24 protein-coding genes, 1 pseudogene and 1 riboswitch are annotated in these 25836 nt (G+C 40.7%); of the genes and pseudogenes, 18 read left to right on the forward strand and 7 right to left on the reverse strand.

Going from position 1 to position 25836, the window contains the following annotated elements; genetic code table 11:
* Window positions 1-367 precede the first annotated feature (367 nt).
* Both MMO38_RS07930 and MMO38_RS07935 read right to left on the reverse strand, forming a co-directional pair.
* Window positions 368-781 (reverse strand): divergent PAP2 family protein, encoded by a 414-nt coding sequence (locus MMO38_RS07930; RefSeq protein WP_241323186.1) that lies wholly within the window; start codon window positions 779-781, stop codon window positions 368-370.
* A gap of 19 nt (window positions 782-800) precedes the next feature.
* Window positions 801-1679, reverse strand: coding sequence for a decaprenyl-phosphate phosphoribosyltransferase (locus tag MMO38_RS07935; protein WP_241323187.1), 879 nt, complete (start codon window positions 1677-1679; stop codon window positions 801-803).
* 26 nt (window positions 1680-1705) lie between these two features.
* Here MMO38_RS07935 and MMO38_RS07940 point away from each other — a divergent pair, with 26 nt between their 5' ends.
* The 3 genes from MMO38_RS07940 to MMO38_RS07950 are packed head-to-tail and all read left to right on the forward strand — an operon-like array spanning window position 1706 to window position 4177.
* Window positions 1706-2119, forward strand: coding sequence for a GtrA family protein (locus MMO38_RS07940; RefSeq protein ID WP_241323188.1), 414 nt, complete (start codon window positions 1706-1708; stop codon window positions 2117-2119).
* Window positions 2120-3421 carry an FAD-binding oxidoreductase gene (locus MMO38_RS07945; RefSeq protein ID WP_241323189.1) on the forward strand — a complete coding sequence of 434 codons (1302 nt, stop codon included), beginning with the start codon at window positions 2120-2122 and terminating at the stop codon, window positions 3419-3421. It begins immediately after the preceding gene.
* On the forward strand, window positions 3422-4177 hold the full coding sequence (locus MMO38_RS07950; RefSeq protein WP_241323190.1) for an SDR family NAD(P)-dependent oxidoreductase: 756 nt from the start codon (window positions 3422-3424) through the stop codon (window positions 4175-4177). It abuts the gene before it with no gap.
* A gap of 186 nt (window positions 4178-4363) precedes the next feature.
* Here MMO38_RS07950 and MMO38_RS07955 read toward each other — a convergent pair whose 3' ends face one another.
* Window positions 4364-5083, reverse strand: a complete 720-nt coding sequence (locus tag MMO38_RS07955; RefSeq protein ID WP_241323191.1) for an SDR family oxidoreductase — start codon at window positions 5081-5083, stop codon at window positions 4364-4366.
* 378 nt (window positions 5084-5461) lie between these two features.
* Between MMO38_RS07955 and MMO38_RS07960 the strand changes: the two genes are divergently transcribed.
* On the forward strand, window positions 5462-6229 hold the full coding sequence (locus tag MMO38_RS07960) for a hypothetical protein (RefSeq protein WP_241323192.1): 768 nt from the start codon (window positions 5462-5464) through the stop codon (window positions 6227-6229).
* Here MMO38_RS07960 and MMO38_RS07965 read toward each other — a convergent pair.
* The 3 genes and pseudogenes from MMO38_RS07965 to MMO38_RS07975 form a co-directional block, all read right to left on the reverse strand.
* Window positions 6197-6699, reverse strand: a pseudogene (locus tag MMO38_RS07965) (GNAT family N-acetyltransferase). The gene MMO38_RS07960 and the pseudogene MMO38_RS07965 sit on opposite strands and share 33 nt — an antisense overlap.
* A 39-nt stretch (window positions 6700-6738) precedes the next feature.
* Window positions 6739-6936, reverse strand: coding sequence for a DUF3565 domain-containing protein (locus MMO38_RS07970; protein ID WP_241323193.1), 198 nt, complete (start codon window positions 6934-6936; stop codon window positions 6739-6741).
* The gene (locus tag MMO38_RS07975; protein ID WP_241323194.1) at window positions 6937-7389 is read right to left on the reverse strand and encodes a MarR family transcriptional regulator; all 453 of its coding nucleotides are present in this window, start codon (window positions 7387-7389) and stop codon (window positions 6937-6939) included.
* A gap of 182 nt (window positions 7390-7571) precedes the next feature.
* Here MMO38_RS07975 and MMO38_RS07980 point away from each other — a divergent pair, with 182 nt between their 5' ends.
* From MMO38_RS07980 to lpxC, 9 genes are all read left to right on the forward strand, one after another.
* The gene (locus MMO38_RS07980; RefSeq protein ID WP_241323195.1) at window positions 7572-8054 is read left to right on the forward strand and encodes a glutathione peroxidase; all 483 of its coding nucleotides are present in this window, start codon (window positions 7572-7574) and stop codon (window positions 8052-8054) included.
* A 222-nt stretch (window positions 8055-8276) separates the two neighbouring features.
* Window positions 8277-9221 carry a glutathione synthase gene (gene gshB / locus MMO38_RS07985; protein WP_241323196.1) on the forward strand — a complete coding sequence of 315 codons (945 nt, stop codon included), beginning with the start codon at window positions 8277-8279 and terminating at the stop codon, window positions 9219-9221.
* 228 nt (window positions 9222-9449) lie between these two features.
* Window positions 9450-10547: an undecaprenyldiphospho-muramoylpentapeptide beta-N-acetylglucosaminyltransferase gene (murG, locus tag MMO38_RS07990; RefSeq protein ID WP_241323197.1), complete on the forward strand. Its 1098-nt coding sequence runs from the start codon at window positions 9450-9452 to the stop codon at window positions 10545-10547.
* Window positions 10548-10561: 14 nt separating this feature from the next.
* Window positions 10562-12007, forward strand: a complete 1446-nt coding sequence (gene murC / locus MMO38_RS07995; protein ID WP_004673448.1) for a UDP-N-acetylmuramate--L-alanine ligase — start codon at window positions 10562-10564, stop codon at window positions 12005-12007.
* A 34-nt stretch (window positions 12008-12041) separates the two neighbouring features.
* On the forward strand, window positions 12042-12968 hold the full coding sequence (locus MMO38_RS08000) for a D-alanine--D-alanine ligase (protein WP_241323198.1): 927 nt from the start codon (window positions 12042-12044) through the stop codon (window positions 12966-12968).
* Window positions 12969-12971: 3 nt separating this feature from the next.
* Window positions 12972-13829 carry a cell division protein FtsQ/DivIB gene (locus MMO38_RS08005; RefSeq protein WP_005194055.1) on the forward strand — a complete coding sequence of 286 codons (858 nt, stop codon included), beginning with the start codon at window positions 12972-12974 and terminating at the stop codon, window positions 13827-13829.
* 63 nt (window positions 13830-13892) lie between these two features.
* Window positions 13893-15155, forward strand: coding sequence for a cell division protein FtsA (ftsA, locus tag MMO38_RS08010; protein ID WP_004673441.1), 1263 nt, complete (start codon window positions 13893-13895; stop codon window positions 15153-15155).
* A 433-nt stretch (window positions 15156-15588) separates the two neighbouring features.
* Window positions 15589-16764 (forward strand): cell division protein FtsZ, encoded by a 1176-nt coding sequence (ftsZ, locus tag MMO38_RS08015; protein ID WP_004673440.1) that lies wholly within the window; start codon window positions 15589-15591, stop codon window positions 16762-16764.
* A gap of 202 nt (window positions 16765-16966) precedes the next feature.
* Window positions 16967-17869, forward strand: a complete 903-nt coding sequence (lpxC, locus tag MMO38_RS08020; RefSeq protein WP_004673438.1) for a UDP-3-O-acyl-N-acetylglucosamine deacetylase — start codon at window positions 16967-16969, stop codon at window positions 17867-17869.
* A gap of 98 nt (window positions 17870-17967) precedes the next feature.
* Here lpxC and MMO38_RS08025 read toward each other — a convergent pair whose 3' ends face one another.
* Window positions 17968-18408: a hypothetical protein gene (locus tag MMO38_RS08025; protein ID WP_005194054.1), complete on the reverse strand. Its 441-nt coding sequence runs from the start codon at window positions 18406-18408 to the stop codon at window positions 17968-17970.
* Between the two features lie 106 nt (window positions 18409-18514).
* On the opposite strand from MMO38_RS08025, the gene MMO38_RS08030 reads away from it, so the two are divergent.
* From MMO38_RS08030 to MMO38_RS08050, 5 genes are all read left to right on the forward strand, one after another.
* Entirely contained in the window at window positions 18515-19201 is a 687-nt protein-coding gene (locus MMO38_RS08030; protein ID WP_004673436.1) for a M23 family metallopeptidase, read from the forward strand.
* Between the two features lie 206 nt (window positions 19202-19407).
* The gene (gene aceE / locus MMO38_RS08035) at window positions 19408-22125 is read left to right on the forward strand and encodes a pyruvate dehydrogenase (acetyl-transferring), homodimeric type (RefSeq protein ID WP_241323199.1); all 2718 of its coding nucleotides are present in this window, start codon (window positions 19408-19410) and stop codon (window positions 22123-22125) included.
* A gap of 2 nt (window positions 22126-22127) precedes the next feature.
* On the forward strand, window positions 22128-24074 hold the full coding sequence (locus MMO38_RS08040) for a 2-oxo acid dehydrogenase subunit E2 (protein ID WP_241323200.1): 1947 nt from the start codon (window positions 22128-22130) through the stop codon (window positions 24072-24074).
* A 133-nt stretch (window positions 24075-24207) separates the two neighbouring features.
* Window positions 24208-24489, forward strand: a complete 282-nt coding sequence (locus tag MMO38_RS08045; protein ID WP_241323201.1) for a hypothetical protein — start codon at window positions 24208-24210, stop codon at window positions 24487-24489.
* Window positions 24490-24529: 40 nt separating this feature from the next.
* Window positions 24530-24670: riboswitch (yybP-ykoY riboswitch) on the forward strand.
* An 85-nt stretch (window positions 24671-24755) separates the two neighbouring features.
* On the forward strand, window positions 24756-25331 hold the full coding sequence (locus MMO38_RS08050; protein WP_241323202.1) for a TMEM165/GDT1 family protein: 576 nt from the start codon (window positions 24756-24758) through the stop codon (window positions 25329-25331).
* Window positions 25332-25836: the final 505 nt, after the last annotated feature.

Genomic DNA, 25836 nt, shown 5'->3' on the forward strand with positions numbered 1-25836 from the left:
CAATTGGTTGTGCGGTAGATTTTGTGTGTAGGCTTCTTCATTTGAAAATTATATCGCTGAAAAACCCTTTACAGATAGGTTTGTGCAACAAAGCCTAGTCATAGCTAAATACCCATTGTGAATATAAGTAGTCATGCAATATTATTTTAAAGTCAAAGGAATATAAATTGCTGTGAATAAATACAATTACAATAAGGGTTAACAAGGAATATAAAATATATTCTTTGTTGCTTTTAATTAACGTGTTCATAAGTATGCTGCTACAAATTAATTATGAAATAACTATTAGATAACTAATGCTAAAATGGAGTAAATTGGTGACTAAACTAACATTTATGAGTTATATAGTCACAATTTAATATTTGATTTATAACGTGCTAGCTAAATATGCAACAAAACAACCAACCAGTACACCAGCTAAGATCTCAATCTTTGTGTGACCCATGCGTTCTCTTAACTGTTGATATTCAGGAGTATCTTTAGCTAATTGATTAATCGCCACCGCGTGTTTACCAACTGCACGTCTTAAGCTATTCGCATCTAACAGCACAATAAATGCGAGCGTGAGTGCAACCCCAAAAGCAGGTGTATCAATGCCTTCTTTAAGGGCAATAAGCGCAGCCATACTACTTACAATGGCACTATGATTACTCGGCAATCCACCATAGCCAATTAATCCAAAAGCCAGTTTTTTTGCTTTAATTGAATTAATAAGAAATTTTAGACAGCCAGCTACTAGCCAAGCCAAAAATGGGGTAATAAGGTAAATATAATAATTCACAAGATAATCCAAGATAAAGTTAAGCTGGCCATAATGTCCAAATACAACATGTTATCCATAAAACAACAGTCAATAAAATTTGCCAATCCTGAACGATTACGTCAGTCGGAGATTCCCCACCTTTTAAGGTTTCAACGATAAACCAGTAACGGAATAATCCAAACATTACAAAAGGGATTGTAATGATGAGTTGTGGCTGTACTGCCATCGTATATAAACTATAAAAAATGATTGCAGTAATGGCAGACATGCCCGCAAAGCGGTCAATCAAACTTACTGAATAGTGTGCAAGTACTCCACGTCCTTGTGAACCGCTTTGCACGAGTTCCTGACGACGTTTAATCGAAGCTAGATAAAGTGAAATACTTAATGTGGTAATAAACATCCAATCAGAGACAGGCACTGCAAGGGCGACCGCACCTGCATATACTCGTAATACAAAACCAAAAGCTACAATGAAGATTTCAATAACTGGTTCATGCTTCAGTTTAAAGGTATAGGCCCAATTCAGCAGTAAATATACGATGATTACGTAGATTACTTGCGGAGCAATGAGCCAAGAGAACCCTAAAGCAATATAAATCAAAGTTAATAAAATAATTGCACTTTGTGGACTTACCTGACCTGAGGCTAAAGGCCTTTTTTTGGACTTTTCAGGATGCGCCCGATCTTTTTCTATATCCTTTAAATCATTAACAATATAGACCGCTGAAGCAGCTAAACAAAATAAAAATGCCGCAAATAATACGGAATAAATCGACCCTAAATGTAAAAACTCACCTGCAAAAATTAAGGGTGCAAAAACAAAGCTGTTTTTGAGCCATTGTTTAGGTCGTATTAGTTTAATCAGTCCAGGGATTTCTGCTAGAAAAGACCGATCTTCTGCTATATCATACATTTGTTTTTCAGCGCTATTAAATATAAATGATGGATTCGATTAAGCTCGCATTGCTCTATACAGCATTTGCTATAATTGCAACGTTTTGCAATATTGTAGCACAAGATATTTCTAGTTACATTTATGTTGGAAATTTTTATATTTTTATTTCAATTTTTATTGGTACAGGTGTTGGCTTAGTTGTTAAGTATGTGCTGGATAAAAAATACATTTTTAAATATAAAACCCTAAATACAAAACATGATGGAAAGGTTTTTATGCTTTATACCATCATGGGTATTTTTACGACTATTATTTTCTGGGGCTTTGAGTTTGGCTTTCACGCAGCTTTTGGAACCAAAGAAATGCGTTACGTGGGTGGAATAATCGGTCTAATGATTGGCTATATTTGCAAATATTACTTAGATAAACATTTTGTGTTTCGTAAAGTTGAGGCATAAATGAAAAAGGTACAGGCTTGGGGCAGACTTTCTGACGCTGAACATCACATTATTCCTTTAATAACGCCTTCACAAACATACAAACAAATAAAACATGGTGCGTTCCCGGGTATCGCTCATGGTATGGGGCGTAGCTATGGCGATGTCGCATTAAATGGTAATGGTATTTTATGGCTGACGACAGCTCTGAATCATTTGATTTCTTTTGATTTAAATACTGGCATTTTACACTGCGAAGCGGGTGCTACATTACAAGATATTCATAGAACACTGATTCCGCAAGGTTGGATGTTACCTGTAACACCAGGAACACAAATGATTACCGTCGGTGGGGCCATTGCGAATGATGTACATGGCAAAAACCACCATGCTTTTGGCTCTTTTGGTGATCACGTTCTATACATTAAATTAATGCGTACTGATGGTGAAGTTATTGAGTGTTCAAAGACTGAAAGAGCAGATTGGTTCTATGCAACCTTAGGTGGGATTGGTCTAACAGGAATCATTTTAGAAGCAAAAATTCAGTTACGTTCAGTTCAAAGTTCATGGATTGACTCAGAAACCATTCCTTACCACAATCTAGATGAGTTTTTTGCACTCTCTGATTCATCAGAATCAGACTGGGAATATACAGTTTCTTGGATTGATTGTATGAATGGTGCGAATGCCAAAGGACTTTTTACAAGGGGCAACCTAGCAAGTGAATCAACTCATATAGAACCTAAAATTAACGATAAAACATTTCCAATCACTCCACCTATTTCATTAGTCAATAAACTCAGTTTACCTGTCTTTAATTTTGCTTATTTCCATGGAAATTCGCTAAAAAAACAGCCTCAAACCGTACATTACGAGCCATTCTTTTATCCGTTAGATGCCATGCATGAATGGAACAAAATGTATGGACCCAAAGGGTTTTATCAATATCAAAGTGTGGTCCCGAAAGAGATTGGCAAAGAAGTCACTCAAGAGATGTTAAACACCATTAAAAAATCGGGTGAGGGCTCATTTTTAGCTGTATTAAAAACCTTTGGTGATCGTGAATCTGGGGGATTGCTGAGTTTCCCAAAGTCTGGCGTTACTTTGGCGTTAGATTTCCCTAATCGTGGGGAAAAAACATTAAAGTTATTAAATGAATTGGATCATATTGTACAACAAGCACAAGGCCGCCTTTATTTAGCCAAAGATGCGCGTATGCCAAGATCACTATTTGAAGCGGGCTATCCTCGCTTTACTGAATTTTTAAAATATCGAGATCCAGGCATCAGCTCGGAAATGTCTCGTCGTCTATTAGGGGCTTAAATGTCAAATCAACCAAAAATCTTAATTGTGGGTGGAAGCTCCGCTATTGCCGAACATTGTGCCAGACTCTGGCTTAAGCAGCAGCCTTATGAAATTATTTTGTTAGGGCGAGACCAAGACAAGCTACAACGTGTTGCTAATGATCTTAAAGTCCGTACCCCGCAAGCTAACATCCAATTTCAGACCGTTGATTTTTTAAATGCGACAGCCATTCAGGATTGCATTAATACCATCAATCAACAGGGGAAAATCGATATTGCCCTAATTGCTCATGGTAATTTACCAGATCAAGATCAATGTCAAAATGATTTACTTCAATGCCAACAGGCAATCGAAGTAAATGCAATTTCACCTGTTTTATTTACTGAAATTATTGCTAAACATATGATTGAACATAATCATGGAAAATTGGCAGTAATTGGTTCAGTCGCTGGTGATCGTGGTCGTAAATCGAATTATGTGTATGGTGCATCGAAAGCGCTGATTGATAAATATCTACAAGGATTACAACATCGCCTAGCTTTAACGGGCTCTGATGTCACAGCAACTTTAATTAAGCCGGGCCCGACAGCAACCCCTATGACGGCTGGGATATCTGGTAAAGGCAAGCTTGCCTCGCCTGAACAAGTCGCTCGTGATATTGTGCAAGGAATTGATAAAGGTAAATTAACCGTCTATACGCCAGGTAAATGGGCGATCATTATGATGATTATCCGAAATTTACCTTTCTTTTTATTTAGAAAAATGGACATATAAATTATTTATAATTAAAAAGCTCAATAATATATTGGGCTTTTTAACTTATGTGTGTTTATCTAGAATATACGACGTTTGCACTCCAACATCGCCCTTGGTTTCTGATGACATATTTTTTTAGTTAAAACCCAAGTGCGACTTGTCATGAAAGATCATTTATATAGTCAGAACCTAAGCGTAAAAAAACTAAACATTCTGATCCAACATTGCAGGCATCAAGATTTCCTTAACACAGCTTGCTTTGCTGGTTGAAATAATAAAATTAATCGCATGAATAACATCTGCCAAAGGGATTAGTGAATATTCCGTTTCTTCTAAAATTTCTTCAACAGGTTTTTCGATCTCATATTCACTGGCAAGGTAGCCCAAGTTCAGTACACTTACCCCAATTAAATGTTCACGTAAGATTTCTCTGAGGGATTGAGCTATGCCTCTTAGGGCAAATTTGGTTGCGGAGAAAACAAGTTCTTTGCCGTTATGATTTTCAACGCCCCAAGTCGAACCGATCAGAATGATTTTAGCGTTATCAGATAGTTTTAGATTTTCAATGAGTGATTGAATGGATTGGATACAAGTAGTGATATTGGTATTAATGATTTGGTTGATTTCAGCGGCAGGAACGTCTGCAAAATTATAATTTTCGCTAAATGCCTGTTGTTCCCAAATGCCCACGTTGTAAATCAGCACATCAATTTTTTGCTGTCCAATCACAGCCTGTACATCACTTACAGCTTGTTCAGGTTTGGAAAGATCAGTACAGATCCAGTTTAAGTTTGGAATTTCTCGTGGTTGGGTGCGAGATACGCCATAGATGGTATCTGTTGACTTTGGTACAGTTTGAACAATGGCTTTTCCTAGCCCTTTACTGACCCCGTAAATGAGAAATGTTTTATTTGAATCACTCATCAATCTTTCCATGTATCTAAGGTTAAAACGCAACTATAAAAGCTCAACTTAGCTTGAGGTCAAGGGTTAATTTATAGAGTGAAATATAAAGATATTTTTCGTAAATATGTTGCGTTATTACGGGGGTATCAGCTTTTATATGGATGAAAAAAAATAACAGTTCTTTTTTCAGCTTATCTGATTGATTTTTAAAAAATTGAAGAGCGAATTTGTGGTATGTGATATCAGATAAACTGTTCTAGTGCGCTGAGTTCTAGAGCGTATTAAAGATTGATGCGAAAAGGAAACGATCAAGTATTTTGTATAAGGTATACTATTTTAATTTTAGGAAAAGTTAATAACATGAATGATGCAGAACTTAACAACTGAGGTAAAGATATGAGTTTATTAAATAGAGAATTTTTTCTAAAAATAAGCCCAGTGGGATATCTGCTTGTCTTTTTTATTACAGTCTTAAACTTAAGTCAATTTGCTTTGGCGAGTTCAAACAAACATCCTAATGACGATCATTTTGATATGTATGATGCAATAGATCTAATAGATCAAAAAAAATATGGCGATGCAAAAAATATACTTTTAAAAGAAGAAAAGAAAATAACAAGCATTTCTCAACTATGCACCATATACAATTCAATGCTCGCAATAGCATCAATTACTAATAATGATTCAGATGGATCTAGGTATGCTGAGTTATTAAAAAAATGTTACAAGGAGGGTAGCAATCCCTATGTTTTTTTGGAAGCTCGAGTCTCTTATTTTGAAGGGGATTACGAAAAGACGGATCAAATTATTGATAAGCTTTTAAAGAAAATTAGCAATGAATTGGTCGAAGGAGAAAAAATAGAACTTCATAATGTTATGGATAAAAATATACTTTCTTCTATATATGTACTAAAAGCCTCTATTTTGCTGATTAAAAATAAACCTGAAAAAGTTAAAAGAGAGGTGGTTTATTTTGCAAAAAAAGCTTATGAAGTTATGCCAATAGATGATAATAATGAATTTCTAGCTGCTGTTTATCGTCTTTATGGTGATACTGCTAAATCAAATTTACTTATAGATAAGAGTAATAATAAAACAAGTGAGTCATATGTTATAGATGCAATACTGAATTCAATTAAACAAAAAAAAGATACTATTAGATAGCTTATCACTATATTGCATATTATTTTTCAAGGCTTTGGGCTATTACCATATATTTGAAAACCAAGTTTCTTATAAAGATGAATGGCAGAGTTATTGTCATCAGCGACTGTAAGTAATATTTGTTCGACATGTTTATTACTATGTTCTATAACTGCTTGAAGTAGTTCATTTGCGATACCTTTGTTTTGAAATTCTGGTTGAACAAATAAACTTGATAGATAGGCTTTATGGGAAATTTTGGCGACTGTTTCTTGTGTTAACGTTGCTAAAGCGATGATTTCTTTTCCGTGATAAGCGCCAAATACTATTGAGTTTGATAAACAGTTCTGAAAAAAAGCTAATGGCTTGGTTACTTCTATTGAGTAACTAGAACCAAACATTTTTGGGGCGTTTAATAACGCTGCCAGTCGAATATTTCTAAAATCGTTAACATCACTTACATTTAAAATTTTAATCTCAATATTCATCATTTTTTCTTTTACAAAAAATTAAATTTAACATAAAACCTCTTATCCAGATTTTATCTCCTCACACTTTTTACATTCCAACATCACACCTAACTTTTCCTTACGCCCTTGTTCAGTCAAAACCCAAGGGCGATTTTGCCACGGTGGATCATGGTGCACATGTTGAGTGTGACCACAAGTCAGATCAGCTACGTAATGTCCTTCGTCATCTAAATGAAATCCAACAATGGCTTGTTGCATTTATTCACTCATACTTTCAAGTTTAGAATTTTCTAAACCCTTTAAAAAACGATGACAAAGATTATGGATCGCCACCAAATCATTCGGATCGACACCCAAAGAGCAGGCGAGTTTAAATGGAATTAAAGTGATTTCATCTTTTGCAGAAAGCGCTTTTTCCAGCAAGATGACTTTCTTCATCCGCTCATCTTCTTTAACCGCAACACGCTTTAAAAACTGTTTTTCTTCGAGTTTTTTAATAATTGGCGTGAGCGTTCCTGAATCAAAAAAGGTCTTTTGTCCAATTTCAGACAAAGTCACATTGTCCTTTTCATACAAAGCCAGCAGCACAATAAATTGCGGATAGGTCAGGTCGTATTCCTGAAGTAACGGGCGATATTGACGAATCATCGCATTGGTCGCGGAATACATCGCAAAACACACTTGATTATCCAAGTAAGAAATTTCAGTCATGCTTTACTCCTCAACACCATCATTATTGCTAGAGAACAGTATAGTTTGGAAATGCGGGAAAGTATATTGCGCATAATTAACTTGCACACAAGATAATTGTGTGCAATATTATTTGCCATGTAGCTGAATCACCGAAACAGCGACGTTGGATATTGCACATTTTTATTGAAGAGAGAACTGTTATGACGACAATTTATGATTTTCAGGCTGAGCTGTTAGAAGGCGAGCAAAAGGACCTTGCAGACTATCAAGACAAAGTTTTACTGGTGGTCAACACCGCAAGTCAATGCGGCTTAACCCCACAATTTGAAGGACTGGAAAAGTTATATCAAGACTATCAACAGCAAGGTCTCGTGATTTTAGGCTTTCCATGTAACCAGTTTGCCAATCAAGACCCATCAAGCAATGAAGAAATTGGCAGCTTCTGTCAGCGTAACTATGGCGTATCATTTCCGATGTTTGCCAAAGTTGACGTGAATGGGCCAACTGCACATCCTTTGTATCAATACTTAACTTCGGAAGCGAAAGGCATTTTAGGCAGTGCAAGCATTAAATGGAATTTCACCAAGTTCTTGATCAATCAAAATGGCGAAGTAATCAAACGTTACTCTCCAACGACAAAACCTGAAAAAATTGGCAAAGATATTCAAAAACTTTTGGCATAAGTTAGATAAAGTGTTGATGATTTGGAAATTACTGGTATTGAAATCATCTACCAGTAATTTTCTGATTTTTAATCAATGATCAATTCAGACCTGCTATATAGATCGTTGTAGAAGACTGAATAAAATAGATTTTTTTATAGTTAAGAATTACATAACTTGTTTAAACATCATCATTAAAGTTCGCTATACTTTTGCCAAGATTAAAAATACGAGCGTCAGATTATGCGTGTACTTGTAGTGATGGACCCGATTGAAACTGTGAATCTAAAAAAAGATTCCACCATGGCGATGTTATGGGCGGCCAGCCGTCGTGGACATGAGTTGGGTTATGCATTGCAACAAGATTTGTATATCGATCAAGGTAAAGCTTTTGGTTTGATTTCGCCGTTAAAAGTGTTTGAAGATTATGACCATTATTATGAGTTAGGCGAGAAGCAAAAAGAATCGATTGCTGCTTATGACGTGGTGTTGATGCGTAAAGACCCGCCGTTTGATATGAATTTTGTCTATAGCACTTATATCTTGGAACAGGCGGAACGTGAAGGTGCGTGGATTATCAATAAACCACAATCCTTACGCGACTGTAATGAAAAGCTATTTGCTACCCAATTCCCTGAGCTACAAGTGCCGACCTTGGTGACTTCACAACAAAGTTTAATTCGTGAATTTATTAAAGAACATGGTGATGTCATCGTAAAACCATTGGATGGCATGGGTGGTACAGGGATTTTCCGCTTATATCAAGATGGTGTGAATATTGGTTCAACTTTAGAAATGCTCACTGTATTGGGCACATGTCCAATCATGGCGCAGCGTTATATTCCTGAAATCGTGGAAGGGGATAAACGCATTTTGATGGTTAATGGTGAGCCAGTCCCGTATTGCTTGGCGCGTATTCCACAAAACGGTGAAGTGCGTGGCAACTTGGCTGCGGGTGGTTTAGGACAAGCTCGTCCGCTGAGTGAAAATGACAAAATGATTGCGGCAAAAGTTGGACCATTCTTGCGTGAAAAAGGTCTGGTTTTCGTCGGATTAGACGTGATTGGCAATTATGTCACCGAGATTAATGTCACCAGTCCAACCTGTATTCGTGAGATTGATGACCAATTTGGCACTGCCATTGCCGATGATTTATTTGCGGTGTTAGAAGCGGGTCGTACAAACTAATTTATTATCAATTTTTGACCGAATTGCCCATTTATTTTTTATGTTAATTTAGCAGTAAATGGGCAATTAGATGTAGACATCATCATGTTTTTAGCAAACAATTGCAAAAAGTATAGCTTTCTGTTGTAAACAAGTGAAATTCGCTTTTCGTGAATGAAACTTTAGGATTAAAATAACTGCCGAAAACAATAGACGATAACCTTCTTTTTTGAGTTGAAGAATTACACCGTGACCAATTCACCACAGAACAAACCCAAACATGTCTTGATGATGGCCGCTGGTACAGGTGGGCATGTTTTTCCTGCGCTTGCTGTTGCCAAACAACTTCAACAAGAAGGTTGTCAAGTCTCATGGTTGGCGACGCCAACTGGTATGGAAAATCGCTTACTCAAAGATCAAAATATTCCGATTTATCAAGTTGATATCCAAGGTGTGCGTGGCAATGGTTTATTACGTAAACTCACTGCACCTTTTAAAATTTTAAAAGCAACTTTAAGCGCAATGCGCTACATGAAGCAGCTCAAGATTGATGCTGTCGCTGGTTTTGGTGGTTATGTTGCAGGACCGGGTGGTTTGGCGGCACGTTTGCTGGGTATTCCAGTATTAATTCATGAGCAAAATGCCATTGCTGGTTTTACCAATACCCAACTGTCACGGATTGCAAAAACAGTTTGTCAGGCTTTTCCAAATACGTTCCCAAGCAGTGATAAAGTAGTCACCACAGGCAATCCTGTGCGAGCTGAAATCAGCGCGATTTTGAATCCGTCATGGCGTTATCAAAGTCGGGAACAAGAGCAGCAACCGATCAATATTTTGATTGTCGGTGGTTCATTGGGTGCACAAGCATTAAATGAACGTTTGCCAGAGGCTTTAAAAAAGCTCAATGTGCCGTTAAATGTATTCCATCAATGTGGTCAAAATCAGCAAGATGCAACGCGAAATCGTTATCAAGCTGCGCCTGCGAGTTTACATGTTGAAGTTCAGCCCTTTATTCAAGATATGGCCAAAGCCTATAGTGAAGCAGATCTGATTATCTGTCGTGCGGGCGCATTGACGGTTACTGAAGTCGCCACTGCTGGTCTGGCTGCGGTTTTTGTACCTTTACCAATTGCGGTAGATGATCACCAAACCGCAAACGCAAAATTCCTCGCAAATGTAGGGGCTGCCAAGATTTGTCAGCAAGCAGAGATGACGCCAGCAGCTTTAGATGAGCTGTTGGCGAGTTTACTCAACCGCCAGCTTTTATCTGAAATGGCCATTAAAGCACGTCAACAAGCACAACCGAATGCAACTCAGCATGTGGTTGATCTGATTAAAAAATTGTAATTCGAGTTTTATTTATGTCTCCAACAAATCCAAACCAAGCTAAAAAGCTGATTAAAGTGCCAGAGATGCGCCGTATTAAACACATCCATTTTGTGGGGATTGGTGGTGCGGGGATGTGTGGTATTGCTGAAGTGTTGGGTAACCAAGGCTATAAAATTTCAGGTTCAGACATTAAAGCCTCTAAGACCACAGCGCAACTCGAAGCCAATGGCATCAAAGTGTATATTGGTCATAGTGCTGAAAATATTAAAAATGCCAATGTATTGGTCGTTTCAACTGCAATCGATCCTGAAAACCCAGAGATCAAAGCCGCGATTGAGCAGCGTACGCCGATCGTGCGTCGTGCGGAAATGTTGGGTGAGTTGATGCGCTATCGTCACGGGATTGCTGTGGCAGGTACGCATGGTAAAACCACCACCACCAGTTTGCTGACCACCATGTTGGCTGAAGAAAACCTTGATCCGACCTATGTGATCGGTGGGTTGTTGAATAGCACAGGTGTAAATGCTGCACTTGGTGAAAGTCGCTTTATCGTGGCTGAAGCCGATGAGTCAGATGCATCGTTCTTGTATTTGCAACCGATGGCAGCCATCGTCACCAATATCGATGCGGATCACATGGATACCTATGACGGTAGCTTTGACAAGTTAAAAGATACCTTCATCCAGTTTTTACATAATTTACCGTTCTATGGCTTAGCTGTGGTCTGTGGTGATGATGCCAATATTCGCGAGATTCTTCCGCGAGTGGGTCGTCCTGTGATTACTTATGGCTTTGATGACGATAATGACGTTCGTGCCATTGATGTAGAACAAGATGGTATGCGTTCACATTTCACTGTGCTGCGTAAAGATCGTGAACCGTTACGTGTCACCGTCAACCAACCAGGCTTGCATAATGTGCTGAATGCATTGGCAGCGATTGGGGTAGCAACCGATGAGGGCGTTTCGGATGAGGCGATTTGTCGTGCTCTAGCAGGATTTAGTGGTGTCGGACGTCGTTTCCAAGTTCAAGGTGAATTTGAAGTCGGAGATGGCTTGGTGAAATTGGTGGATGACTATGGTCATCATCCTAAAGAAGTCGAAGCCACCATCAAAGCGGCACGTGCCAGCCATCCAGATCGTCGTTTAGTGATGATGTTCCAACCGCACCGTTATAGTCGTACCCGTGACTGTTTTGATGATTTTGTGGATGTGTTATCTCAAGTCGATCAATTGTTGTTATTGGAAGTGTATTCCGCAGGTGAAAAACCAGTGGTTGGTGCTGATAGTCGTGCTTTAGCGCGTAGTATTCGTTTACGTGGTCAGGTTGAGCCGATCTTGGTTGATCCAGTCGAAGGCAATTTACCAAGTGTTTTACAAAAAGTGTTACAAGCGAATGACTTGTTATTAACACAAGGCGCAGGTAACGTGGGGGCAATTTCGGTAGAATTGGCTCAGCATCGCTTGTATGCCAAATAATTGTATTTTGTATTAAAGTTTTAAGGATATAAACGTGTCAAATGCTGCAAAATTCGGCAAAGTTGCTGTGTTGTTTGGTGGGAAGTCGGCTGAACGTGCTGTGTCATTGGATAGTGGTCAAGCCGTTTTAGATGCATTGTTGCGTTCAGGCGTGCAAGCAGAAGCATTTGATCCACAAGATCGTAGTGTGACTGAATTGGTTGCTTATGATCGCGCTTTTATCGTGTTGCATGGTCGCGGTGGCGAAGATGGTCAGATCCAAGGGGTATTGGAATGGTTAAATATTCCCTATACAGGCACTGGGGTACAAGGTTCTGCGATTGGTATGGACAAGGTCAAAACCAAGCAAATTTGGCAAGGCAGTGACTTGCCAACAGCGCCATACCGCATTATTAGCAAAGCGACTGACTTGGATGCTGTGATTGCGGAATTGGGCTTGCCTGTGATTATTAAACCTGTGCATGAAGGCTCAAGTGTCGGCATGAGTAAGGTTGAGAAAGCAGAAGACTTTGCTGCTGCCATTGAAAAAGCAACACAGCATGATGCTGTGGTGATGGCAGAAAAATGGATTACGGGTCGTGAATTTACCATTTCATTTTTGAATGGTCAGCCTTTACCTGTAATTCGTTTACAACCGCCAGCAGATGTGGCGTTTTATGATTATGAAACTAAATATCAACGTAATGATGTTGAATATGGGATTCCTTGTGGGTTAAGCGAAGCTGAAGAGCAAAGTTTACAAACGCTTTGTTTACGTGCGTTCCAAGCTGTCGGTGCGGAAGATTGGGGGCGTATTGATGCCATGCAAGATGAGCAAGGCAACTTTTGGTTGTTGGAAGTGAATACCGTTCCGGGTATGACCAGTCATTCTCTTGTGCCGAAAGCAGCACAAGCCGTGGGTTATAGTTTCGATCAGCTCTGCGTTGCGATTTTAGAGCCAACCTTAACAAAGTCGGCTTAATTCATGGCTCAACTCCCTGCATCCATGCGCCGTAAATCACGGCCAGCGATTAGCTCTATCCACGAGAAACCGCCTTCACCTCAACAAAAGATGGTGAATGCGGGCGGCTGGGTGTTGCTGGTGATCGCATTTGCAGTGCTGGCGCTGGGTATTTATGGCTTGTATAAAGTCATGACTGATGCCACAGTGGCGGAATTGCAGGTCGTTGGTGCAAATTCAGAACAAGAAAACCAGTTATTGGTTCAGAAATTAACGCCGATTATTAAAGATAATTATTTCACTTCAGATTTAGAACTCATTCGAGATCAAGCATTAAACGTTTCATGGGTCGACCGTGTGGTCGTGTCACGAGCTTGGCCAAATGCAATTCGTGTGCGGGTGATGCCGCGTCATGCAATTGCGCGTTGGGGAACAGGGCGTTTGCTTAGTGATAATGGTGAAGTATTTAGCGAAGCTGTGCCAAAAGCACATCCAAATTTACCGCTTTTACATGGTCCGACCAGCCAATCCAAAATGATGATGCGTCGTTATAATGAAATTAATCAGCTGTTTCTGCCTGCTGATTTGCGTTTAAAAGAGTTGTATTTAACTGAGCGTATGACGTGGTTTATGCAGTTTGATTCGGGGTTACGTATTATTGTAGATCAAGATCAGACCATGAATAAACTACAACGCTTAAGCCATTTGGCACAAACGGATCTTAAACCTGTATGGCCCAAAATCTCGGCGATTGACTTGCGTTATCGGAATGGTCTTGCCATTCAATGGAGAAACGCAACACCGCCTAAGATCGTCAACGGTCAGTTTGTTGTAACGATTGATGACACAAGCCTTGCAGGTGCAATTCAGGCAAAGCCATAATACGTGGCTTGAAAACAACAGGCAGTTTGCCCGTACTACACAACAAAATATGGTATTCAAGTAATGAGTGAAACTGTTCCCTCAGTTGTTACGATTGATATTGGGACTCATAAGGTCACAGTTTTAATTGGTAAAATCCATGCGCCGGACAAGATTCAAGTCATTGGCATGGCATCCGCTCGTAACCGAGGTATGGTTAAGGGCAAGATTGTCAGTCTAGACAAGGTCATTGCGGCGATTAAAAACGCAGTATCCGAAGCTGAGGATATGGCGGAGTGCCGTATTCATAGCGCTTGGGTGTCTATTCCGAGTACAGAATTACAGAGTTTTTATGCTTCTGGTCGTACACCTGTGGCCAACCATGATCATATTATTACAACAAATGAAGTAGTCAGAGCGTTAGAGCTGGCGAAAGCCAGTCATGTTTCCCCAGATTATTATTTAGCAAGTGCAGTGCCACTTGGTTTTGAGTTGGGTGATTCGGCGGAATGGGTGCAGAACCCCGTCAATATGTCTGCACACAGTATGACGGGACATTATCAATTGATGATGATGCCAATTAGTACCATGCAAAACCTTGATCGTGCGATGAAAGGCGCGAATATCGGGGTGGAAAAAATGGTGGTGTCTTGCTTAGCAACCGCGGAAGCAAGTCTGCTCAAAGATGAAAAAGAATATGGCGTGTGTTTGGTAGATATTGGTGCGGGTATTACCAATATTGCGGTATATCTAGATGGACGTCTAGCGCTAGCCCGTACTTTGCAGCGTGGTGGTGAAAATGTAACGCGTGATATTGCTGCTGTTCTACAGACCACCACGGATGAAGCTGAGCGGATCAAGATACTGCATGGTTGTGTGGATCTGAGTGTGGTGAAACCTGATCATATGATCCAAGTACAGGGGATTGATGGCACGCAAACCATTAGTCGTATTGAACTTGCAGAAATCATCATTGCACGTTATGAGGAAATCTTTGCGCTGATTCGTGATGAATTACAGCATAGTGGTGCGATTCATGGTTTGTATCATGGTGTGGTGTTAACGGGTGATGCTTGTCAAATCGAAGGTATGGTGAATTTGGCACGACGGATGCTTGGTGTCTCTGCACATTTGGGCAATCCGCCGTTACAGGTCTATGCCGATGATCAGCATTTGCCAGCTTTGCGTCGCTCTATGTATGCCACTGCTTCAGGTTTGTTGATGTTTAGCCAAAGTGATTTGCAAGATGTGGTTGAAGAACCAGAGGAAGCTGCGGATCGTAGTTTTGTGGATCGGGTTGCCAATGGTTGGAATGCATTGAATAGCAAATTAAAGGCTATATTCTAGGGTTTGTTGAGATTTCACAGATGCTTGCGACAGTGGACATTTTTTAGCTGATTCAAGGCATGTTTTGCAAAAGTTAGTCATTCTAAATAAGCAGAACATAACGTAGTAGCGGCAAAAAATGTCCCTGTCCCGAAGGGTTATGACTAAAACTTCCGCAAACTTCGTTATGAAACTTGGCAAGGGGGCGCCATTGTCTTCGTTTCATGCCTCATTTTCGTGGTTTTAGTCAATAACGCAAGCTATGGTTGAAATCTCAACAAACCCTCAGTTGTAGTTATTTTTAGGAAAATTTGTTAGGAAGTTGTAATACTAAGTCACTCTACTTGACAAGTTGATGATTATTGCACAGCATCCTAAACATCAGTAGTTTTAAAAATCAGGGCAGTAACGGGCTGAAGTAACTGCCATTAATATATTAGGAAATCTAAAGGTCATGGCCTCATTTGAATTTATAGAAGATGAACTAGACGATGGCAACGGTCAAGCCCGTTTCACAGTGTTTGGTGTTGGTGGTGGTGGTGGTAATGCTGTTCAGCACATGGCGCAGTCTGATATTCAAGGTGTGAAATTTGTCTGTGCCAATACAGATAAGCAAGCACTTGACTCTATGAATGCACCATTCAAGATTCAATTGGGTGAGCAAAGCACGCGTGGCCTAGGCGCTGGCGCAAACCCAGAAGTGGGTCAGATTGCCGCAGAAGAAAGTCGTGAAGTGATTCGCCAACACCTTGAAGGCACTGACATGGTCTTTGTCACTGCGGGCATGGGTGGCGGTACAGGTACCGGCGCGGCGCCAGTGGTTGCTGAAGTTGCCAAAGAAATGGGGATTTTGACCGTTGGTGTTGTCACGACTCCATTCAACTTTGAAGGACGTCGTCGTCAAAAATCTGCGGAAAAAGGCATTGATGCTTTAGAAGCACATGTTGATTCTTTGATTATCATTCCGAACCAGCGCTTACTCAGTGTTTATGGTGATATTTCAATGAAAGATGCCTATAAAAAGGCAGATGATGTATTGCTAAATGCGGTTCGTAGTATCTTTGATCTGGTGGTCAATCGTGGTCACATTAACCTTGACTTTGCCGATTTAAAAACAGCGATGAGTACACGTGGCTACGCCATGATGGGTGCTGGTTTAGGCCGTGGTGAAGATCGTGCACGTCAAGCTGCTGAGCAAGCGATTCGCAGCCCGTTGCTTGATAATGTAAATATTATCAATGCCAAAGGCGTGTTGATCAATATTACGGGTGGCGATGATATTACCCTTCGCGAAACAGAAATTATTACCGATATCGTCAATCAAATCGTTGATTTGGACGATGGTGAGATTTTCTACGGTACGGTATTTGATCCAGATGCCCGTGATGAGCTTCGTGTCACCGTTATTGCAACGGGTTTAACACGCAATTCAGCCGAAGTTGATCATAAAAAACGTACGACTGCTACACATGCTTCCGCTCAAGCAACCCAAGCTGTTGATGAAGATGATGTTCCTGCGATCAATAAGCGTGCGAATGCAGAGGCTTCAGCCAATGCAGCGCCAAGTTCATCACCGTTGTCATCACCGATGAGCATTCAAGACTATTTGAAAAATCAGCAACGTAAATAGTCGAATAAAAAGATGGTTAAAAAGGGGTATTGATTACCCCTTTTTTTATTTTTTAGAATAAATGGGTCGTCATGTCGCTATTGCTTACGTTTTATTTCAGCTCTGATGAGATTTTCTTTGACAAGGCAATCCATTTATGAAGTGCCAAAAGACCCTAAATATGCTAACTTATAGCGGTTTTTGCAAATAAAGTTGGCATGGCATGTTGAAACAACGGACTCTCAAACGTGTGGTGAAAGCGAGCGGTATTGGTCTGCACAGTGGTCAAAAGGTGCTGATTAATTTTGTTCCACACCATATTGATGGAGGTATTGTCTTTCGCCGTATCGACTTAAATCCGCCAGTTGATATTCCAGCCGATGCTTTGCTGATTCAAGAAGCCTTTATGTGTTCCAATCTGGTCCGTGAAGACATTAAGGTGGGCACCATCGAACATGTCATGAGTGCCATTGCCGGTCTTGGGATTGATAATTTAATTGTTGAGGTATCCGCTTCTGAAGTTCCGATTATGGATGGAAGTGCAGGGCCATTTATTTATTTACTCATACAAGGTGAGCTTGCTGAGCAAGATGCGCCGAAAAAATTTATTCGAATTTTAAAACCTGTTGAAGCATTAATAGAAGATAAACGCGCGATTTTTACGCCGCATTCAGGCTTTCAGTTGAACTTTACCATTGATTTTGATCATCCTGCCTTTGCTAAAGAATACCAGTCAGCCACCATTGATTTTTCCACAGAAGTTTTTGTCTATGAAGTGAGTGAAGCCCGCACTTTTGGCTTTATGAAAGATTTAGATTACTTAAAAGCCAATAATCTTGCCTTGGGCGCGAGCTTAGACAATGCGATTGGGGTGGATGATACAGGTGTGGTCAATGAAGAAGGATTGCGCTTTGCGGATGAATTTGTCCGGCATAAGATTTTGGATGCAGTCGGGGATTTATATCTCCTTGGACATCAGGTCATTGCGAAGTTTGATGGCTATAAATCAGGTCATGCACTCAATAATCAGCTCTTACGCAATGTTCAAAATGATCCAAGCAGCTATGAAATTGTAACATTTGATGACGAGAAGAATTGTCCAATTCCGTATGTAAGTGTGACATAAGTCATTGTCTTTCAATGCCTATGTTATAATGTAACATGCTGAAATGAGAAGCACATCACGGAAAATAACAGCAGATTCCGTCACTTAAATTGAGTGGTTTACTTTTTATTGCTTGCCAAACGTAGTAAAGCTTGGCTAAGCTTAGGGTCGCTCACATATTCAGCGGCGCTACGCAATAGCTCTTGGGTCTCTGATGTAAGTACTTTTGATGAGGGGGATGGTTGTTGAGGTGCAATAACTTTGTGTCTTAAACGAACTTGAATTTTTCGTAAATCATGAAGTCCTTGGAGTTGAGCTAACTGCGCAACATAGTGGCTTTGCAAATAACTGAGTTGACTAATCATTGCTTGATTTTCACCGGTTATGATCAGAACACCATGTTGATAACAAACAACTTGCCATTGCTCTGGTTGGGGCAGTAAAGGTTGAATAATTTTCGTAAGTTGTGTCCATTGTGTGACTTGCGTCGTTAGAAACGTTAAGTTTCCAGTTTTTGTACGTTGTCCTTTCTGTTGAAAAACGTTGCTAGGTTCAGACATGTCAACTTCCTTCGAGGAGATATGCCCATCTTAAGCGTTTATTTTGGCTGTTATCAAGGAAGAGATGATAAAGGGACTTTTTAAGGACGGTTTCAAGAGGTTTTTTATGCATCATACGCGTCGTATTTTACTGGCATTTTCATTGGCGGCTTCAGCTGCTTCAGTTGCTTTTGCAGACTATCAAAATATCAATCAAGCAAATGCTGCTGATCGTTTAGAACAGTTATCAAATACCTTAGCTCAAGGTTCTTATACCCACCCTGATGATATTGATTTACCTGCTGTATCCAATGTATCGGTTAAATTGCGCGAAAAAACCATTGAATTGAATAATGCAAGCATTGAGAAAAAATATGGTCGCCAAGACAGCGGATCATCTTTCTCAGCGGGTACAGGTCATTCTTGGTTGGTGAGTCATCCACTACAAGAAGGCCGAGTAAGTTCCACTTGGGGCAATCGCACCTTATTGGGTTCGACCCGTCATCATTCAGGTGTTGATATTGCGGCACCATCAGGTACACCTATCTATGCAACTGGTCCTGGTGTTGTGACCAAAGCAGGTTGGGGTACAGGTTACGGTCAATATGTTGAAATTGACCATGGCAGCGGTTATGTCACACGTTATGCACATGCATCACGCTTAATGGTGAGTGCAGGTGATCGTGTTGGCGCTGGTGAGCATATTGCCAATGTCGGATGTACAGGCCGTTGTACTGGACCTCATTTACATTTTGAAGTTGTGAAAGATGGTCAACGCAGAAACCCTTCAACTTACCTTGCAATGTTGCCTTAATGTAATTTATTAACAGTTGTATATAAATATTTAAAGAAAATCGCCTTTATTGGCGATTTTTTATGTTTTATGTTTGATTTGGGTCAATGACTATTTAGGAAAAAAATATTAAGTGCTTTTGTATTCATTTAGGGCAATACCTTTATGAAGCCAAAACATGATAAATATAGCAACAACAATATAACTTAAGGGAAAAGGTGAATTATATGGCGTTTTATGGCGACTCTGACGCGCAGGAAACCCAAGAATGGCAAGATGCTTTTGATTCGGTATTGCAGCACATGGGCACGGAGCGCGCTGCTTTCTTACTGGAAAAGCTTTATCAACGGGCGATTGCGAAACACGTTCCAATTCAACGCTTAAATACACCTTATCTCAATACGATTTCAGTTGAAGAACAACCTGCGATGCCCGGCGACCAAGATATGGAACGCCGTATTCGTGCATTGATTCGTTGGAATGCCTTAGCAATGGTACTTCGTGCGAATAAAACAGGTGATGATTTAGGTGGACACTTGGCGAGCTTCGCATCAAGTGCAACATTATATGACGTAGGTTTTAACCATTTCTTCCGCGCAAACAGCAATAACTTTGGCGGAGATATGATTTATTACCAAGGACACTGTGCTCCTGGTATTTATGCACGTTCATTCCTTGAAGGACGTTTAACTGAAGAACAGTTAAGTAATTTCCGCCGTGAAGTTGGCGGTAACGGTTTACCAAGCTATCCACATCCGTATTTAATGCCGGACTATTGGCAATTCCCAACTGTATCAATGGGTCTTGGTCCAATCATGTCGATCTACCAAGCACACATTCAAAAATATTTGATGAATCGTGGTTTGATTAAAGAAGAAGATCGTAAAGTCTGGGCATATCTTGGCGATGGCGAGATGGATGAGCCAGAAAGTACGGGTGCAATTTCACTTGCTGGTCGTGAAAAGCTTGATAACCTAATTTGGGTTGTGAACTGTAACTTACAGCGTCTCGATGGTCCTGTACGTGGTAACGGTAAAATTATTCAAGAATTAGAATCTTTATTCCGTGGTGCGGGCTGGCGTGTCATTAAAGTGGTGTGGGGTCGTCATTGGGATCCTCTACTTGCTCAAGATAATTCAGGCGCTTTAAAAGCGGTAATGGAAGAAACAGTTGATGGTGAGTACCAGCGCTATCAAGTGAAAGGTGGTGCATATACACGTGAGAAATTCTTTGGCAAGTACCCAGAAGCTGCGGAACTTGTAAAAGATTTAAGCGATGAAGACATCGATAATCTTAACCGTGGTGGTCATGACCCGTACAAAGTTTTTGCTGCCTATGCAGAAGCAATGAAAGCCAAAGGTCAACCAACCGTTATTCTTGCGAAAACGGTTAAAGGTTACGGTTTGTCTGAGGAAATTGAAGCGGTGAACAAAACTCACCAAATCAAAAAAATGCAGGTCGACTCTTTGAAATATGTACGTGACCGTTTTAACCTGCCATTTACAGATGATAAGTTAGAAGAGCTTCCATTCTACCGCCCAAGTGAAAACTCTCCAGAAATGAAGTATATGAAGGCGCGTCGTGAAGCATTAGGTGGTTACCTACCTGCACGTCGTAAAGAGAGTGAAATTTTAGCGATTCCTGAATTATCTGTATTTGATGCTGTATTAAATGGTTCAGGTGGTAAAGAACAATCGACCACGATGTTGATGGTACGTTTAATTTCTGCCTTACTGAAAGAAAAAGCAATTAAAGACCGCGTAGTACCAATTGTTCCAGATGAAGCGCGTACTTTTGGTTTAGAAGGCATGTTCCGTCAGCTCGGTATTTATGCTGCTCACGGTCAAAAATATACCCCAGAAGATCAAGAACAGCTCATGCATTACCGTGAAGCAAGTGATGGCCACATGCTTCAAGAAGGAATTAACGAAGCGGGTGCGATGAGTGCATGGGCGGCGTTAGGTACCAGTTATTCAACCAATAACTTGCCGATGATTCCAATGTACATGTACTACTCAATGTTTGGTTTCCAACGTATTGGTGACATTGCATGGGCTGCTGGTGATGCACAGGCACAAGGTTTCTTACTTGGTGCTACTGCTGGCCGTACTACACTGAACGGAGAGGGTTTACAGCACCAAGATGGTCATTCACATATCTTGGCGAACACAATTCCAAACTGTGTATCTTATGATCCATGTTTTGGTTATGAGTTAGCTGTAATCGTTCATGACGGTTTACAACGTATGTATGTAAACCAAGAGCGCGTGTTCTATTACCTAACTGTAATGAACGAAAACTACGAGCATCCTGCAATGCCAGAAGGCGCTGAGGAAGGCATTAAACGTGGTATGTACTTGTTCGAAAATGATGAAAAAGCAACTGTCCAATTACTTGGTTCAGGTGTCATTCTTCGTGAAGTGATTAAAGCTGCGAAAATCTTACGTGATGAGTATCAAATCCACTCAAACGTTTGGAGTGTAACGAGCTTCAATGAGTTGTCACGTGATGGCATGGCATGTGAAGAATACAACCGTTTACACCCGCTTGCTGAAGAAGTGAAAGAATCTTGGGTATCTAAACAATTACGTGGTACAGAAGGTATCGTCGTTTCTGCTACAGACCATATGCGTGCGTACAGCGAACAAATTCGTGCATATCTTCCTGATGGTCGTCCATTTGTTGCATTAGGTACAGATGGTTATGGCCGTTCAGATACACGTGCGAACTTACGTAGTTTCTTTGGTGTTGATGCTGCGCATATCGTTGTTGCGACGTTGAAAAAATTAGCTGACGAAGGTGAAGTCGATGCCCGTTTAGTTAAAGATGCAATTTCTAACTTTGAGTTAGATACCGATCGTCCAGTGGCTTGGGCTCCACAAGCGCATCCAGAAGTTCAGGCAGTTGCTGAATACCATGAAGCGCAAACAGGTGAGGGGAAATAATCATGCAAATCCAAGCACCTGATATTGGCGTAGATAAGGCTCTTGTTGCAGAAATCTTGGTAAAAGTGGGTGATCACGTTGCAGTTGAGGATAGCCTTTTGGTTCTAGAATCAGACAAAGCAACGGTTGAAGTACCAAGCACAGCCGCAGGGGTCGTCAAAAGCATTTTGGTAAAACAAGGTGACGAAGTCACAGAAGGCGTTGCACTGATTGAGCTTGAGGAAGAATCTCAAGCTGCACAAGAGACGGCTACAGAAGCACCAAAGTCTGAAAGTCCGAAAGCGGAAGCGCAACCTGAGAAAACTGAAACTCAACCAGCGCCTGTGGCGGCTCAAACAGCGACTGCGACGCAAGTGGTTGATGTGAAAGTGCCTGACATTGGTGTTGAAAAAGCATTGGTTGCAGAAATTTTGGTCAAAGTTGGTGATCAGATTGAAACTGAGCAAAGCATCGTAGTGGTTGAGTCAGACAAAGCCACAGTAGAAGTGCCAAGCTCGGTCGCAGGTGTGGTTGAATCGATTCAGATTAAAGAAGGTGACAGTGTTAAAGAAGGGGTTGTATTGATTCAAGTCAAAACAACAACCACTGAAACTGCGTCAGCACCGCAAGCTGAACCTGCTGAAGCTGAAGCACCTGCCTCAACCAGCATTACAACAGGTGAAGTTGAAATCACAGTGCCTGATCTTGGTGTAGATAAGGCGGTTGTTTCTGAAATTTTGGTCAATGTCGGTGATCGTGTAGAAGCACAACAAAGTTTATGCGTGGTCGAGTCGGACAAAGCTTCGGTTGAAGTACCAAGTTCATCTGCTGGCATCGTAAAAGCCATTCATGTGTCATTGAATCAAGATGTGCGCCAAGGGATGCCGTTGGCAACGGTTGAAGTCAGTGGTCAGGCAATTGCGCCAGCCGCAACAAAGACCCAGACCACTCCTTCGGCAGAGCCTAAAGCCGCGGAAAAACCGCAGCCCGCAGTGGCGGCATCAGCGCCTACTGCTGCAACACAAACAGATAAGTTAACTAAAGCACAAGAAGCAGACAATGCCAAGGTTTATGCAGGGCCTGCCGTGCGTAAGTTGGCACGTGAATTGGGTGTGGTACTTGGGCAAGTCAAAGCTTCGGGTGAACATGGTCGAGTAATGAAAGACGATGTTTTTGCATATGTAAAAACTCGATTGACCACAGCGCCAGTAAGTCCAACAACTCAAGCTGCACCAGCGGCTTCTGGTTTGCCAGCTTTACCTGACTTTAATGCCTTCGGTGGTGGTGAAGTAAAAGCGATGACGCGCTTGCAGCAAGTCTCTGTGCCGCAGTTGTCATTGAATAACTTTATTCCCCAAGTTACACAGTTCGACTTAGCGGATATCACTGAGTTAGAAGCGTGGCGTGGTGAACTCAAAGATGGTTTCAAAAAGCAGGGTCTTAGCTTAACTATCTTGGCATTCATTGCCAAAGCGGTTGCACACTTGCTGAAAGAAGAGCCTTATTTTGCTGGACACTTGGCGGATGATCAAAAATCAGTGCTATTGCGTAATGAAATTCATATGGGCATTGCAGTTGCAACGCCAGATGGATTAACCGTTCCTGTATTGCGCAATCCTGACCAGAAATCGATTAAGCAAATTGCCACTGAGTTGGCTGAGCTGAGCCAAAAAGCGCGTGATCGTAAGTTGTCACCGAAAGATTTACAAGGTGCGAACTTTACTATTACCAGCTTAGGTTCAATTGGCGGTACGGCATTTACACCACTGGTCAACTGGCCTCAAGTTGCAATTTTGGGTATTTCACCTGCAACCATGCAGCCAGTCTGGAATGGCAAAGATTTTGATCCGCGACTAATGCTGCCACTATCGTTATCTTATGATCATCGTGTGATTAATGGTGCGGATGCGGCACGTTTTAGTAATAAGCTCACCAAGTTGTTAAAAGATATTCGCAGTTTATTGCTGTAAATATTTTGAATGTAGAGAGCCTCGCTTATGCGGGGTTTTCTTTTTGGGAAATTTAAAATATCAGACTTTATTTCAGCGCTGTTTTATTTAGAATAAATCATCAGGATTCAATACGCTTAAACAGGAAGTAGAGATGCTCGCGATTTATAAAGTGATGTTACCGCTCGTGTTGATTGCTTTTGTGCTGATGGGATTGTGGGTGAGTTATTTACATTTTCCTTGGGAATGGATTCTTTATGCGGTAATGGGTTTAGAGGTGTTACTTGCGACCGTGGCGATGACAATGGAATATCAAGCGCAGCATGCTGGCAGCACCAGCGGTTGGGGAAGTATGGGTATTATTGGCAGCAGTGTCGTTTTTGCATGCCTATTGGGGCTTTTTAGATGTGTATTGTGGTGGTATCAAAAAATCTAAATTTAGAGATTTTAAATAGGATATGGATTTGTTAGAATAAAATCACTTCATTGGGGAGTAGCCGCTCTTTACGCAAAGTAAAGAGGTGATGATCAACATAATTGTTCAACAGAACATGGTCATCATAGCAAAGAACCAAAAACAGCTTTTTAGCTGTGCTTTTGTTGGCAAGACCTTTGATTTATCACTCTGCAATCAATCTATTTGATTTTGGCTAGCAGGAGGGATAGGTCATCGGTATATTTTGCTAGCCAGAGCATTCAACAATGTATGAATTTCTCATCTCGACTTCTATCGTTGCCCTTGCAGAAATGGGCGATAAAACTCAACTTCTGGCTTTATTGCTTGCCGCACGTTTTCGTAAACCGATTCCGATTCTGATTGCCATATTATTGGCGACATTGATTAATCATGGTTTATCGGCTGTCCTTGGGCAATGGATTACCACCGTACTGAGTCCTGAAATCTTATTGTGGATTCTTGCCTTGGGTTTCATTGGGATGGCGATTTGGATGTTGATTCCAGATGAATTGGGTGATGAAACAGAAAATATCAATAAATGGCAAAAATTTGGTGTGTTTGGTGCAACATTTATCTTATTTTTCTTGGCAGAAATCGGCGATAAAACCCAAATTGCAACGGTCGCATTGGCGGCTCGTTTTGACAGTATTTTTTGGGTCACGCTCGGCACAACCTTAGGCATGATGATTGCCAATGCACCTGCGGTATTTATTGGTAATAAATTGGCTGAACGGTTGCCGATTGCTTTGATTCATAAGATTGGCGCAGCAATTTTCTTAATTATCGGTTTATCGGCTTTGGTGCAGCATTATTATTTATAATGTTTAACATGAGAAAGAGCAACGCTCACGTGTGTATCACGTGAGTTTTTAGGATTTTATGCGGATAAAGACCTTACAAATCTTTTGCATTTAAACCTAACTTTTTTAGGATTTCAGCGATCAAGGATAATGATGATTGAGCCTGTGAATAAAATAAATGAGAGACGCTATTTTTATCAAATTTTGATTGGAACGATTTTGGGTTTTGTCATTTTAGGTGCGGTGACGATTTTGTTCCGAACATCGCATGATTATTTAATGTATACGAAATGGAAATATTATGGAGAACCTGTAAGGGGTTGCTCAGATATTTATAAGCTTACGGAGGCGGATAGAGATACAAGAAATCTAACATGGACAATACAATATCGCTATTTAAGCAATGACATGTTTTTGACAGTTTTACGACCTAACACCTCTATAACCTGTACTTATATTTCTAAGGGACAGTATTAAAATTATTTTCATCATAGAAAATGAAAACCACACTGAAATTTGTTGCACT

Origin of the sequence: Acinetobacter sp. NIPH 1852 (assembly GCF_022549455.1) — a bacterium.
Lineage (GTDB): Bacteria > Pseudomonadota > Gammaproteobacteria > Pseudomonadales > Moraxellaceae > Acinetobacter.

Coding starts and splice junctions, on each gene's coding strand:
- aceE (WP_241323199.1), top strand. CDS start 19,408: ATGGCGTTTTATGGCGACTCTGACGCGCAGGAAACCCAAGAATGGCAA.
- MMO38_RS08045 (WP_241323201.1), top strand. CDS start 24,208: ATGCTCGCGATTTATAAAGTGATGTTACCGCTCGTGTTGATTGCTTTT.
- MMO38_RS07935 (WP_241323187.1), bottom strand. CDS start 1,679: ATGTATGATATAGCAGAAGATCGGTCTTTTCTAGCAGAAATCCCTGGA.
- MMO38_RS08005 (WP_005194055.1), top strand. CDS start 12,972: ATGGCTCAACTCCCTGCATCCATGCGCCGTAAATCACGGCCAGCGATT.
- MMO38_RS08030 (WP_004673436.1), top strand. CDS start 18,515: ATGCATCATACGCGTCGTATTTTACTGGCATTTTCATTGGCGGCTTCA.
- gshB (WP_241323196.1), top strand. CDS start 8,277: ATGCGTGTACTTGTAGTGATGGACCCGATTGAAACTGTGAATCTAAAA.
- MMO38_RS08050 (WP_241323202.1), top strand. CDS start 24,756: ATGTATGAATTTCTCATCTCGACTTCTATCGTTGCCCTTGCAGAAATG.
- MMO38_RS07975 (WP_241323194.1), bottom strand. CDS start 7,389: ATGACTGAAATTTCTTACTTGGATAATCAAGTGTGTTTTGCGATGTAT.
- MMO38_RS08025 (WP_005194054.1), bottom strand. CDS start 18,408: ATGTCTGAACCTAGCAACGTTTTTCAACAGAAAGGACAACGTACAAAA.
- ftsA (WP_004673441.1), top strand. CDS start 13,893: ATGAGTGAAACTGTTCCCTCAGTTGTTACGATTGATATTGGGACTCAT.
- lpxC (WP_004673438.1), top strand. CDS start 16,967: ATGTTGAAACAACGGACTCTCAAACGTGTGGTGAAAGCGAGCGGTATT.
- MMO38_RS07940 (WP_241323188.1), top strand. CDS start 1,706: ATGATGGATTCGATTAAGCTCGCATTGCTCTATACAGCATTTGCTATA.
- MMO38_RS07955 (WP_241323191.1), bottom strand. CDS start 5,083: ATGAGTGATTCAAATAAAACATTTCTCATTTACGGGGTCAGTAAAGGG.
- MMO38_RS08040 (WP_241323200.1), top strand. CDS start 22,128: ATGCAAATCCAAGCACCTGATATTGGCGTAGATAAGGCTCTTGTTGCA.
- MMO38_RS07970 (WP_241323193.1), bottom strand. CDS start 6,936: ATGCAACAAGCCATTGTTGGATTTCATTTAGATGACGAAGGACATTAC.
- MMO38_RS07945 (WP_241323189.1), top strand. CDS start 2,120: ATGAAAAAGGTACAGGCTTGGGGCAGACTTTCTGACGCTGAACATCAC.
- murC (WP_004673448.1), top strand. CDS start 10,562: ATGTCTCCAACAAATCCAAACCAAGCTAAAAAGCTGATTAAAGTGCCA.
- MMO38_RS07980 (WP_241323195.1), top strand. CDS start 7,572: ATGACGACAATTTATGATTTTCAGGCTGAGCTGTTAGAAGGCGAGCAA.
- MMO38_RS07950 (WP_241323190.1), top strand. CDS start 3,422: ATGTCAAATCAACCAAAAATCTTAATTGTGGGTGGAAGCTCCGCTATT.
- ftsZ (WP_004673440.1), top strand. CDS start 15,589: ATGGCCTCATTTGAATTTATAGAAGATGAACTAGACGATGGCAACGGT.
- MMO38_RS07960 (WP_241323192.1), top strand. CDS start 5,462: ATGAGTTTATTAAATAGAGAATTTTTTCTAAAAATAAGCCCAGTGGGA.